Origin of the sequence: Streptomyces sp. YIM 121038, assembly GCF_006088715.1 — a bacterium.
GTDB lineage: Bacteria > Actinomycetota > Actinomycetes > Streptomycetales > Streptomycetaceae > Streptomyces.
Genome location: NZ_CP030771.1, coordinates 8,401,175 through 8,415,218, shown reverse-complemented (window position 1 = coordinate 8,415,218; position 14,044 = coordinate 8,401,175). Strand labels below are relative to the sequence as shown.

At 70.9% G+C, this 14,044-nt stretch carries 2 protein-coding genes; both read right to left on the bottom strand.

Annotated features, from left to right (window positions below):
* Nucleotides 1-6: 6 nt before the first annotated feature.
* The gene (locus tag C9F11_RS35165) at nucleotides 7-12,336 is read right to left on the bottom strand and encodes a non-ribosomal peptide synthetase (protein WP_138963347.1); all 12,330 of its coding nucleotides are present in this window, start codon (nucleotides 12,334-12,336) and stop codon (nucleotides 7-9) included.
* A gap of 431 nt (nucleotides 12,337-12,767) precedes the next feature.
* Entirely contained in the window at nucleotides 12,768-13,859 is a 1,092-nt protein-coding gene (locus tag C9F11_RS35155; RefSeq protein WP_269078106.1) for a prephenate dehydrogenase, read from the bottom strand.
* Nucleotides 13,860-14,044 lie beyond the last annotated feature (185 nt).

Genomic DNA, 14,044 nt, shown 5'->3' with positions numbered 1-14,044 from the left:
TGCTCCTTACAGCGCTTGTTCGCCGGCCAGTCCGGCCTCGAGTTGATCCATCTGGTCGGATGAGAGAGCGACGAGGGGGCCCTCCGACGACTCCGGTGCCGCGGTGGCATCGCCGTCGGCGGGGAGTTCCGTGACGAGCAACGCCAGTCGTTCCGGCGTCCTTTCCTCGAACACCTGCCACGGGGTCAGTTCCAGCCCTTGCCTGCGGGCGCGGGCCGAGAGCTGCATCGAGATGATCGAGTCACCGCCGAGTTCGAAGAAGCTGTCCTCGGCACCGACCCGCTCAAGGCCGAGTACCTCCGCGAACAGTGCGCACAGCCTCGCCTCCATCGCCGTACGCGGGTCCCGCTTCGATGACATGCCCACGAAGTCGAGGGTCTGGAGCGCCCGGTGGTCGAGTTTGCCGTTCGGGGTGAGTGGCATGTGCTCCAGCGACACGAACGCCGCGGGCATCATGTACTCGGGCAGGCGTTCGGCCGCCAGCTCGCGCAGCGCGGAGGTCAGCGTGCCGTTCTCGCCGGAGGCGTCGGCCGACGGCACGACATACGCCACCAGCTGCTTGTCGCCGGGGCCGTCCCTGCGGACCGCGATCGCCACCTGGCCGACGCCTGGATGCTCCGCGAGCACGGCCTCGATCTCCGCCGGCTCGACCCGGTATCCGCGCACCTTGACCTGCGCGTCGACCCGGCCCGCGAAGAGCAGCTGCCCCTCCGGGGTCCAGCGGAACCGGTCGCCGGAGCGGTACATCCGCTCACCGGGGGCGAACGGACTCGCGACGAACCGCTCCGCGGTCAGGCCGGGGCGTCCGAGGTATCCACGAGCCAGTCCGACGCCCGTGATGTACAGCTCGCCGACCACCCCCGGCGGTACCGGCTGGAGGAAGGCGTCGAGCACGTAGTGCCGCACGTTGTGGATCGGGCCGCCGAGCGGGACCGCGTCGTGTCCTGGAGCCAGCGGGGCGCTCATCGTCGAGCAGATGGTCGTCTCGGTCGGCCCGTAGGCCTGGATCACCCGACGGCCGGGCGACCAGCGGTCCACCAGCGCGGCCGGCAGTGCCTCGCCGCCCGTCAGCACTGTCCGGAGGGTGTCCGGCAGATCGTCCTCGCTCGCCAGCACGCTCGGCGACACGGTCAGGTGAGTGATGCCCGCCTTGCGGATCGCGTCGCCCAGTGTCACCCGGGGCGGCATGCTCGTCGCGTCCGGCAGGACCAGGGTCGCGCCGGCCAGCAGAGTCATGTACAGCTCGGAGACGATGGCGTCGAACCCGATCGCGGACAACTGGAGGACCCGTGAGGACGACATCACGGCCATCCGCTCGATGTGCGCGTAGCCCAGGTTGACGAGTCCGGAATGGGCGACCAGGACGCCCTTGGGCACCCCCGTCGACCCCGAGGTGTAGATCACGTACGCCGCGTCGTCCGCTGCCACGCGCGGCAGCTCCACACCCGGATCGGCGGCGGGCAGGTCTTCCAGCACCAGCACCGTGCCCGTGAACTCCGCGGGCACGACCGCTCGCGTCGTCCTCGTGCACACCAGCACCTCGGGCGCCGAGTGCGCCAGCATGAACTCGACGCGCTCACGGGGGTAGTCCGGATCGACCGGCACGAACGCCCCGCCGGCGAACGTCACCCCCATGAGGGTCACCGCCAGTTCAGCCGAGCGCTCGACCAGTACTCCCACCCGGGCCTCACGCCGTACGCCCAGGCCCACGAGGAGCCGCGCCAGCGCTTCGACCTCGCCGAGCAACTGGCTGTACGACAGGGTCCGGGCCGCGTCCTGCACCGCCGGCGCGTCCGGGGTCCGCTCGGCCTGCCGGCGGAACAGCGCCGGCAGTGTCTCCGGCGCAAGCGGCTTGTCGGTCCTGTTCCACTCGTCCACCACCAGGCGGCGCTGCTCAGGTCCGATCAGGCCGACCCGTCCCACCGGCGTTCGCGGATCGGCCACGACCTGCTCAAGGGCCCGGAGGAGCGACGCGAGAAGGTCCTCGACCTGGGTCCTCTCGAACGCGTCCGGGCGGAAGATGACTTCGCCGTGGACGGGGCCCGCCACGGACGCGCGCATGGACAGGGGGTAGTGCCCGGTGTCGTTCGGAATTCCCGCGGGACGCATGACGAGTGCGTCGGGTTCTTCGGAGACGGGCGGCGGGGGCGGGTAGTTCTCGAACACCACGATCGTGTCGAACGCCGCGCCGGGCCCGGCGTGCTGATTGATCTCGGTCAGCCCGACGTGCTGGTGCGGTATCAGCGCGACCTGCCGTTGCTGCAGGTCCGCCAGCATGTCGAGGAATGGTTCAGCGCCGGCCAGGTGGGCCCGGACGGGCAGCATGTTCATGAACAGGCCGACCGCGGACTCGACACCGGGGATCTCGGGCGGACGACCGGCCACCGCGGCGCCGAAGACCACGTCGTCACGACCGGTCAGCCGGGCAAGCAGCAGTGCCCAGACCCCTTGGAAGAGCGTGTTCGCCGTCACACCGTGGTGGCGGGTGAACTCCCTCAGGCGCCGGCTCAGATCGTCGTCGAGTGCGAACCCGACCCGGTCGGGCTCGACGGGCGTGATGATCGTCTCCGGTGGCACGACGTGGGTCGCCTCGTCGAGCCCCGCGAGTTCGGTCCGCCACGCCTCCCGGGCGGCTGTCTTGTCCTGCTGAACGGCCCAGGCGAGGTAGTCGCGGTACGACGTCGGGGTCGGCAACGCCCGCCCCGTCCCGCCGGCGTAGTACGCCGCCAGCACCTCACCGGTGATGAGCGGCAGGGACCATCCGTCCGCCGCGATGTGATGCGACGTGAAGACGAGCCGGTGCCGGCGGTCACCGAGGCGCAGCAGGTGCAGCCGCAGCTGCGGTGCCTGGGCCAGGTCGAACCGCTCGGCATGCAGCTGTGCCGCGAGACGGTCGACTTCCGCCAGCGCCTCGTCCTCGGGCAGATGGGACAGATCGGTCTCCTGCCAGGGCAGCGCCACCTCGCCGGCGACCGCCTGCACCGTCGCACTGGACCCGAGCTGATGGAAACTCGCCCGCAGGGCGGGGTGCCGGTCCAGCAGCACCTGCCACGACCTGCGGAAGCGGGCGACGTCCAGCGGTCCCTCGATGACGAGGGTGCGCATACTCGCGTACACGTCCGGGCCGCGCTCGTCGGCGGCGTGGAACAGCAGGCCCTCCTGGAGCGGAGACAGCGGCCAGATGTCGATCAGGCCTGGTACGGCGGCCTCGATCTCCGCCACGTCCCGCTGCGTCAGCACGGTGAGCGGGAAGTCGGACGGCGTGTGCCCCCCGGCGTCGCCGGCGTCGACGTGGGCGGCGAGGCCGGTCAGCATGTCCAGCCAGCCCTGTCCGAGCGACTCCGCCTCGGCCTCGCCGAGCAGACGCCCGGCCCAGGTCAGGGACAGCTCCAGTGCGGGCCCGTCGGGGGCGTCAATGACGACCGCGTCGATCTCCAGGACGTGCCGCAATGCCGCGTCCCGGTCCGTCGTACCGCCGATGGTCCCCACCATCTGCCAGGGCTCCGCGGCACCGTCGGGCCGGGAAGAGAAGCGGCCGAGGTAGTTGAACCCGATGTCCGGCTTCGGCAGCGCCGCCAGGGCCGGGCCGGTCTCGGCGTTGAGGTAGCGCAGCATGCCGTAGCCGAGCCCGCCGTCGGGCACGCCTCGCACGTTCTCCTTGACGCTCTTCAGGAGCAGGCCTGCCGCGTCGCCACCCGAGACGGCTTCGGCCGTGTCGATCCCGGCCACGTCAAGGCGCAGCGGGTGTATGTCGGTGAACCAGCCGACCGTCCGGGACAGGTCCAGGTCACCAAGGGGCTGGCGGCCGTGGCCCTCGACGTCGACCACGACGGCCGTGTCGCCGCGCCATCGGGCCACCGCCCCCGCCAGGGTGGCCAGCAGCACCTCGTGAACACCACAGTGGAAGGCCGAGGTCGCCTTCGCCACGAGCACGCCGGCCTTGTCCTGCGGCAACCTCCAAGTCCTGCGTCCCGCGGTCGACATGGTGTCGCGCGTGGGATCGAACTCGCCTGGCAGCGACTGCGCTCCGTCGAGGATCGCCGTCCACGTCTCCAGCTCCGCGGTCCGGGTCGTCGCCTGCTCGACGAGTGTGCGCGCCCAACGCCGGTACGAGACGTCGACCGGGTCGAGCGCCGGTTCCCGGCCCGCGGACACGGCCGCGCAGGCCGTCTGCAGGTCCGGCAGCAGGACGCGCCACGACACGACGTCGGCCAGGAGGTGATGCGCCACCACCACGAGCCGTCCGAGGCGGCCGGATCCCGCGTCCACCCACACCGCCCTGATCATCACGCCGGCGGCGGGGTCGAGGCGGGCGGCTGTCTCCTCGGCGCAGCGCTCCGCGATCTCGTCCAGGTCACCGGCGCCGGCCTCGACCCGCTCGACCAGCGTCGCCGCGGCTACCGCTACGCGGTCGGCCACGACCAGCCGGGGCTGCTCCCCGTCGGTCTCGACGATCCGGCCGCGCAGCATGTCATGGGTGTCGATCACCGCGGCCAGTCCGGCCGCCAGCACGTCCACGGACAGGTCGTCGGGCGCGCCCACGGTCACCCACTGCGCCGGTACTCGTCGGGTCATCGCACGGGCATCGCGTTCGAGCAGCGCCCGCACCACCGGCGTCCACGGGACCTCGCCGACGCCGTCGGCGGCGTCGGCCCGCGCCGGTCCGCCACGCTCGGCGACCGCCGCGATCCCCGCGGGCGTCTTCTGCTCGAAGACCTGCTTCGCCCCGAAGACGAAACCCTCGCGACGTGCGCGGGCGGCCAGTCGCATCGACAGGATCGAGTCGCCGCCCAGCTCGAAGAAGCCGTCGTCGGCGCCGACCCGGTCCAGCCCGAGTATCTCGGCGAACAGGTCGCACAACACGCGCTCGGCCTCGGTACGCGGCTCGCGGCCTGCCGCTCTCGCGGTGTACTCCGGGGCCGGCAGGGCCGCACGGTCGATCTTTCCGTTGAGGGTCAGCGGGAAGCCGTCCAGCACCACCACCGCGGGCACCATGAACTCCGGCAGCCGCGCCGCGAGATACTCGCGGACCGTGTCGGAATCCGGTCCCGGATCCCCCTCCGGGGTCACATACGCGATCAGCCGCTTCTCGCCGGGCTGGTCCTCCCGCACCACCACGATCGCCTGCGCGACCCGCGGAACGTCGGCCAGGGCAGCCTCGATCTCCCCGGGCTCCACGCGGTAGCCCCGGATCTTCACCTGGGAGTCGGCCCGTCCGACGAACAGCAGCTCACCCTGGTCCGTCCAGCGCGCCAGGTCGCCTGTGCGGTACATCCGCCCGTCCGTCGGCTCGGAGGCGCTTCGCGCCGCCGTGTGGCGGGGGGCGAACGGATCAGCGACGAACCGTTCCGAGGTCGGCCCGCTCGCGCCCGGATAGCCGTGCGCGAGGCCGGCGCCGGCGAGGTACAGCTCGCCGGTCACGTGGGGCGCCACCGGCTGGAGGAACGCGTCGAGCACGTAAGCCCGCCGTCCGGCCAGCGGTCGGCCGATCGGCAAGGTGTCGCCCGTCTCGTCCCCTGGTTCGAGGAGGTGCCGCGTGGCGCAGAGGGTGGCCTCGGTGGGGCCGTAGAGCTGCCGGACCCGAACCTCCGGGCACGCCCGGCGCACCTGCGCGACGGACGCGAGGGGGACCGCGTCACCGCCCGTCAGGATCTCGCGCAGCCCGCGGAAGGACTCCGGTGCTTCCTCGGCCACCACGCGGAAGCTTCCGGCCGTCAGGTGGGCGGTGGTGACGCCCTGTTCGATCGCCTCGCGCAGCCGCTGCGCGTCGACCGCGCCCGGTTCCGCGACACGCACGCGGGCCCCGCTGACCAGGGGCACCCAGATCTCCACCAAGGACGCGTCGAACGCATGGGGTGCGTGCAGCAGCACGCAGTCGTCCGGGCCCTGCGACCAGCCCGGGTCGCTCGCGAGCGCCGCCACGCTTCCGTGCGGCACCGCGACGCCCTTCGGGACCCCGGTCGATCCCGAGGTGTACATCACGTAGGCCACGTCGTGCGCCCCGACCGTGAGGGGCGGCGCCTCGTGCGGCACTTCCGCGATCGCCGGGGCGTCCATGACCATCGGCTCGACCCCGTCCGGCACCGCGTCGCGAGTCGCTCCCACGCAGAGCGCCACCCGCGCGCCGGCATCGGCCAGCATCCCGGCGATCCGTTCCGCGGGGTGGTCCACGTTCACCGGCACCTGCGCGGCCCCCGCCTTCCAGACCGCGAGCAGGGCGACGAACAGGTCCGCGCCGCGTTCCATCACCACGCCGACACGGTCGCCGCGCCGCACGCCCGTCCCGGCCAGGTGCCCTGCCAACCCGTCCGATCGCCGGTCGAGGTCGGCGTACGACAGGGTGCGACCGCCGTCCAGGACCGCCACGGCGTCCGGGGTCCTTTCGGCCTGCTCGCGGAACAGCTCAAGGACAGACCGCCTGTCGGCCGCTTCGCCGATCGAGCTTCCGCGCTCCACCAGCGACGCACGCGTCGATTCGTCCGTCACGGCCAGGCGACCCACCGGAAGCGAGGGCTCCGCCACCATCTGTTCAATGACCCGTACGACCTGCCTGGTGACCTCAGTGGCCGTTTCCCGGTCAATCCGATCGGGGCGGTAGGCCACGTCGATCCGCAAGCGGTTCCCGGGAGAGACGCTCATCGTCAGCGGATAGCTGGTACCGGTCCGGGTGCGGATGGAGTTGATGGCGAAACCACCGTCGCCCTCAGGGCCAGGAGCGTCGTCGGGGTAGTTCACGACCATCACGAGGGTGTCGAAGATCGCGCCCGTTCCCGCACGGCGCTGGATTTCCGACAGCCCCAGGTACTGGTGCTCCGTCAACGCGGCTTGGCGGCTCTGCAAGTCATGCAACACGTCGAGTACCGGCCGGCTGCCTTCGAGTCGCACGCGTACCGGGACGGTGTTGATGAACATCCCCACCATCCGCTCGACATCCGGAACGTCCGCGGGGCGTCCCGACACCACGGACCCGAACACCACGTCCGTCCGGCCCGCAAGGCGTGCCAGCACCAGCGCCCACGCGCCCTGCACGATCGTGCTCAACGTCAGTCCATGGCCACGTGCGAAGCCGGTGAGCGCCCTCGTCGCCTCCTCGAGCAGCCATTCGGCATGCCCGTCCGGCATGACCATCGACTTGTCCGCGTCCGCGTCCATCCTGGTCGGTTCGTCCGACCCGGCCAGCTCGGACTGCCACGCCGCTCGTGACGCCTCCTCGTCCTGGCGGCGGAGCCACGCCAGGTAGTCCCGGTAGGACGGTGGCGTCGACGAGCCCTGCCCGCCCGCGTAGCCCGTCGACATCTCGCCCAGGACGATCGGTGTGGACCAGCCGTCCAGGACGACGTGATGCGACGTCACGACGAGCCGGTGCGTACTCTGGCCAAGACGGATCAGCGACAGCCGGAGCAGCGGTGCCTTGGTCACGTCGAACCGCTCTGCCTGATCCCGCCTGAGCAGGCGGTCGACCTCCGCCGCCGCGGCCGCCCCCTCAAGGTGCGACAGATCGGCCTCACGCCATGGGACATCGACCTCGCCCTCCACGACCTGCACCGTCTCGCCGGATCCGAGCTGGTGGAAGCTCGTCCGGAGCGACTCGTGCCGGGCGACCAGCCGTTGCCACGCCGCACGCAGCCGTTGTGCGTCGACCGGTCCGTCGAGGTCCAGGATCCGCTGGCTCTGGTAGACGTCGACACCGTCCTCGTCGACGGCCCGCTCGAAGAGCATGCCCTCCTGGAGCGGTGACAGGGGCCAGACGTCCGTCAACCCTGGTGCCGCGGCCTCCAGCTCCGCCACGTCCCGCCGCGTCAGCTCGACGAGGTCGAAGTCGGACGGGGTGTGCCCGCCGGCGTCGGGGTCCTCGGCCAGCGCCGCGAAGCCGGTCAGCATCTCCAGCCATGCCTCGCCGAGCCGCTCCACCGTGGCGGGGTCGAGGTCCCTGCCCTGGACGGCCAGCCTCAGCCGGGGTCCGGCGGGTGTGTCCTGAACGTCCGCGGAGAACTCCACCGGGTGGGCCGCGAACATTTCGGGACCGCCGCCGAGCGACTCTTCGCACCCCTGCCACGGGGTGACCTCGGCGGCGAGGCTGGACCGGCCGAAGTAATTGAAGCCGATCTGCGGGGACGGCAACGCGGCCAGCACGGCCCCGGTATCGGGGTTGAGATGGCGCAACAGCCCGTAGCCGAGGCCGTCGCCGGGGACGGCGCGGACCTGTTCCTTCACGGTCTTCAGCAGCTGCCCGGCCGCAGCGTTCCCCGCGGCCGCGGCGGAAAGGTCGACATCGGAGATGTCGAGCCGGACGGGGTGGACGCTGGTGAACCAGCCCACGGTCCGCAACAGATCCTCACCATCGGCGGCATGGCGGCCATGGCCTTCCACGTCCACCAGAATCCCGGCGCCGGCGCCGCGTCGGCGCGCCACCGCGCCCCCGAGGCCCGCCAGCAGGACCTCGTTGATCCCGCAGTGGAAAACCTGCGGCAGCCGGGCCACCAGACTGCGCGCCGTGACTCCGGTCAGTGTCGATGACCACGAGTGTGACTGTCCGGGCTGCGTTTCGAGAGGCGAATCCGCGCTGTCCAGCACGGCGGACGCGTCCGCACCATCCAGCACGGCGACCCAGTGGTCGACTTCAGCGATCGTGCTCTCGCTCGACGCCTGCTCGGCCAGCCGCCGCGCCCAGCGCCGATACGAAGTCGTCGCAGGTTCGAGGGCAGGAAGCTCGCCGGAGGTCACCGCGTCGTACGCCGACCGCAGATCCGGCAGCAGGATTCCCCACGAGACCGCGTCGACCGACAGATGATGGACCACCAGAGCCAACCGGCCCGGCCGGTCGCTTCCGGCGTCGACCCATACGGCCCGGACCATGATTCCCGCCGACGGGTTCAGCGTGCCGGCCGCCGTCCTGGCTTCGTGCTCGGCGAGTTCATCGAGGTCCGCAGTTCCGGCCGGTACTCGCGTGACCAGGTCGGCCACGTCCACCGCGCCGCGCTCGGCCACGAACAGCCGTCCGTCAGGTGTCACCCGTGCCCGCAGCAGATCGTGCACGTCCAGCACCGCTTGCAGGGCACTCACCAGGCCGTCCGGACTCAGGTCCGCCGGGGTGACGACGACTTTCGCCTGCACGAAGTCAGGGCGCGCCGCGGCATCCCCGAGGGCACGCATCACCGGCGTCCAGGGGATCTCTCCCACGCCTGTGACCGCCTCGGAGCGGTCCCGTGTCCGTGTCGTCAGGGCCTCTTGTGCCAGTGCCGCGAGTCGCTCGGGGGTCCGGTGCTCGAATATCTGCCGCGGGGTGAGGAAGACCCCCTCGCGTCGTGCACGGGCGGCCACCTGCATGGACGAGATCGAGTCCCCGCCCAGCTCGAAGAAGCTGCCCTCGACCCCGACCCGTTCCAGGCCGAGGACTTCGGCGAACACTCCGCACAGGATGCGCTCGGCCTCCGTCTCCGGCTCCCGGCTGACCGCCTTCGCGGCGAAGTCCGGTTCGGGCAGGGCCTGCCGGTCCACCTTTCCGTTGACTGTCAACGGCAGTTGGTCCAGCACCAGGACCGCGGCCGGAACCATGAATTCGGGCAGCGTCTCCGCGAGCTGCTCACGCAGCCGCACCGGGTCGATGTCGTGCCCCGCTTCGGCGACCGCGTAACCGATCAGATGCTGCTCGTCGCGTACGGACACGACGGCCTGGGCGACACCGGGCAGGCCGGCGAGGACCACCTCGATCTCGCCGGGCTCCACTCGATACCCGCGGATCTTGACCTGGTCATCGGCACGTCCGGCGAAGGCGAGTGCGCCCTGGTCCGTCCAGTACGCCAGGTCCCCCGTCCGGTACATGCGCTCACCCGTCACCTGGCCACCGTCCCCCGCGGAGGCGTCGCGGGGAGCGAACGGATCAGCGACGAACCGCTCCGCCGTCAAGGCCGCGCGACCGAGGTAGCCCTGCGCCACACCGGCTCCAGCGACGTACAGCTCGCCCACCACGCCCGGAGGCACCGGTCGCAGGAACGCGTCGAGGACGTAGGTTCGCCGGCCCGAAAGCGGTCGTCCGATCGGCAGCACTGATCCCGTCGCTTCGCCGGGTTCGAGCAGCCACCACGTGGCACAGAGCGTGGCCTCCGTCGGGCCGTAGAGATGCCGCACCCGCACGTCAGGACTGCTGCGCCGCACCCGCTCCACCGCCGCGGACGGCACGGCGTCCCCGCCGGTCAGCACCTCGCGCAGACCGGTGAGTGACTCCGGTGGCTCCTCGGCCACCACCCGGAAGGTCCCCGCGGTCAGATGGGCGACCGTGACACCGTCGGCCACATATCCGGCCAGAGCCTCGCCGTCCACCGCGCCCGGTCCGGCCAGCACCACCCTGGCGCCCGACAGCAGCGGCACCCACAGCTCGAACAGGGATATGTCGAAGGCGTGCGAGGCGTGCATCAGCACGGCGTCATCAGGGCCGATCGCCCATCCCGGGTTCCCGGCCAGCGCCGCGACGTTGCCGTGCGACACGGCGACGCCCTTCGGTGTTCCCGTCGACCCCGACGTGTACATCACGTATGCGAGGTCGTCAGCGTCTACGCCCACGGACAGACGGGTGCTCTCCGCGACCGCTCGCCGCGTCCGGACCTCGTCCAGGACGATCGGGTCGAGCCCTCCGTCCAGCACGACACCTCGGTACGCTTCCGCGCACACCACTGCCGCCGGCTCCGCATCCGCGAGCATGAACTTCAAGCGATCCGCCGGATAGGCGGGGTCCACGGGGACGTACGCCGCTCCTGCCTTCCACACCGCGAGCAACGTCGCGATCAGCTCGGGTGACCGGCCCATCACCACGGCCACTCGGTCCCCGCGCTGAACTCCCCTGCTGCGCAGATAGCCGGCGAGACGCTCCGCGTGCTCGGCCAGTTCCCCGTACGACATCGCCCGATCGCCGTCGACGAGCGCTGCCTCGTCGCGGCGGCGCTCCACCTGGCGGTCGAACAGCTCCGGGGCCGGTCGGCCCGGCATCATGGCGGCTGTCGCACCCCACTGGTTGACCACCACATCGCGCTCGGCCGCACTGGTCACATCGACTTCGGCCACCGTCAGGTCGCCCGCATCCGCCAGCTGACGCAGGACCTCCTTCAATCGCTCGACGATGGTAAATGCTGTGGCCCGGTCGAAGATTTCCGTCAGATAGTCGAGTTTGAAGAGCATCGACGCGCCGGGGACGCAGACCAGCGTCAGCGGATAGTGGGCGGCTACCCGGCCTTGATGTATTCGGATGCCAAAATTTCCCTCGGAGTCCGATTCGGCGGGCTTGTTGGGGAACTTTTCGAAGACGATCAAAGTATCGAAGACCGCGCCGGGGCCGACCGCCTGCTGTATGTCCACCAGCCCCACGAACTGGTCAGGTATGAGCGCCGACTGCCGCCTCTGCAATTCTGCCAGCAGCTCCATGACCGGCGTCGAGCCGCGGAGTTGCACGCGTACCGGAACGGTGTTGAGGAACAGCCCCGCCATCTCCTCGACGCCGGGCAGGTCCGGCGGGCGCGCCGACACCGCCGCCCCGAACACCACGTCCGTCCGGCCCGCAAGGCGTGACAGGACCATCGCCCACGCGCCTTGCACCACGGTGTTCAGCGTCAGCCCATGGCAACGGGACAGCTCGTCCAGCGAGCGCGTGAGGGTCTCGGACAGCTCGACCTCGACGCTGTCCGGCACGCCGGGGGCTCGCCCCGGGTCGGCGGGCGCCACCAGCGTCGGCTCCTCGGCACCACGCAGCCGCGCCACCCATGCCGCCAGTGCCCTCTCCCTGTCCTGCCTGCTCAGCCACGCGAGGTAGTCCCGATACGAGGTCACCGCGGGGAGGGCCAGCGGGTCGCCGCCCGCCGGGTACAGCTTGGACAGCTCGTTGACCACGACCGGCAACGACCAGCCGTCCATGATCGTGTGATGGCAGGTCATCACCAGTCGGTGCGTACGGTCGTCGAGGCGGATCAAGGTCAGCCGCAGCAACGGCGCCTGTGCGAGGTCGAATCGTTTCGTCCGATCCTCCTCGGCCAGCTCCCGCACGGCCTCGGTGGGGTCATCGAGGTGGGAAAGGTCGACCTCCCGCCACGGCAGTTCCACCTCCTTGACGATGATCTGCACCGTCTCACCCGATTTGCGCTGCCGGAAGCAGGCCCGAAGGGGAGCGTGCCGGGTCAGCAGCGCCTCCCATGCCGCGCGCAGCCTGGCCGCGTCCACTGGCCCGTCCAGTTCCAGGATCCAATGGCCTATGTAGACGTCGGGCCCTTCTCCGTCGTACACCGCGTGGAAGAGCAACCCAGCCTGTAGTGGCGACAGCGGCCAAATGTCTTCGATCCGCGACTGGGCCATCAATGTCTCCCTTAATCAGCTATGGGCTTGACGTTGGTCGTCGAACTAAACCGTGAATTCCTCAAACTCGCCCTGCACCAGGTCGAGGAGGTCGACGTCGAATGCGGAACGTGCCGCACGGAAGAATCATCCGCCTGACGGGCAATCCCAGACAACATGTCCAGTCACACCAGACGCAATCGATTGATCGCAGTCGTCCCATACACGCGCGCCAAGCGACGCCTGGCCGTCATACGCCACGTCGAAGAGGTCACCGGCACCGTGGCTGTGTCCCGCCGGTGCTTCGGGAGCATTCGGCAGGCGTACAACGCCTTGTACCGCTGCTACCAGGCCGAGGGCGTCGAGACCCTGCGGACCCGCTCAGCGGATCGTGCGCCGGCGGAACACGGGCCGCCTGCGGGGCGAGCCACACATCGGGCCGTGGCCGGCGTTCAGCGCTCGTGCCAGCCGCCGGCCCGCAGGGCTTCCCGCAGCGGTGCCGACATGCCGGGAGCGACGCTGACATGGACCAGGCCTGCCTGCCGGCCGGTGGCGTGCTCGATGCGGATGTCCTCGATGTTGACGTCGGCGCGGCCCGCATCCGTCAGCAGACGTGCCAGTTCGCCCTGCTGGTCGCCGATCATCACGGTCACCGATTCGAACCGCTCAGGCTGCGGCCCGTGCTTACCGGAGATGCGGCTGCGGCCCGACACCCCCCTGCGCAGCATGGTCCCGACCGTCTTCATGCCGCTGCTGCGCTTGGCCTCGTCCGTCGCCGCCATGGCGCGCAGCCCGGCGACCATCTCGCCCAGGTCGGCGCCCAGTTCGTCCAGGAGGTCCGCCACGACCGCGGCGTTGCCGCCCAGTATGTCCAGCCAGAGTTGGGGGTCGGCTTCCGCGATCCGGGTCAGGTCCCGCAGCCCCGGACCCGCCAGGCTCACCTCACGCTCCTCGGCGCTTTCCAGGCGCATCGCGACCAGGCTCGCCACCACGTGGGGCGCGTGGGACACCAGCGCCACCGCGCGGTCGTGTGCCGCCGCCTCCATCAGGACGGGAACAGCGCCGCACAGCGTCACCAGCTCCAGTGCCGTGTTGAGCGTTTCGGTATCGGTGTCCGCCGTCGGCGTCAGCGCCCAGGTGCGGCCCTCGAAGAGGTCGCCCCGAGCCTTCAGCGGACCGCTGCGCGACGCACCCGCCATGGGGTGCCCGCCCACGTAGCACGAGGTGTCGCAGTCGAGCGCGATGACGTCGTGCTGCATCTCCGCCTTCACGCTCGCCACGTCCGTGTAGTGCCGCGCCAGGTGCGCCCCCTGTGCGTCCGCCAGCACCTTGCCGACGAGCGGCGGCGGCACCGCGACGATCGCCAGGTCGACGGTTTCCGTGGGCGGCTGCACCGTACCGGCGCCCAGCGACGCGGCCGTCCGGGCAGCCGCCGAGTCGACGTCCCTGAGATACACGGTCAGGCCGCGCGCCCGCAGCGCCAGCGCCACCGACGTACCCATCAGACCTGTGCCGATCACCAGCGCGGAGTGCATCACGGCCACATCCATTCCTTCGGTTGATCAGTATGAGCAATGGTCCGGGCCCGGCCGCCCGTCGATCGGGGCCCTGGACGGTGGGCGGCAACGCGCGAACGGCCGGACAGTGGCCGACACCCCGCAGAGATCGGACCTCCGCCGAAGCGGGGTGGTAGCGCCCGCCGGGCGCGGCCGCTCACCCGTACGTGGAT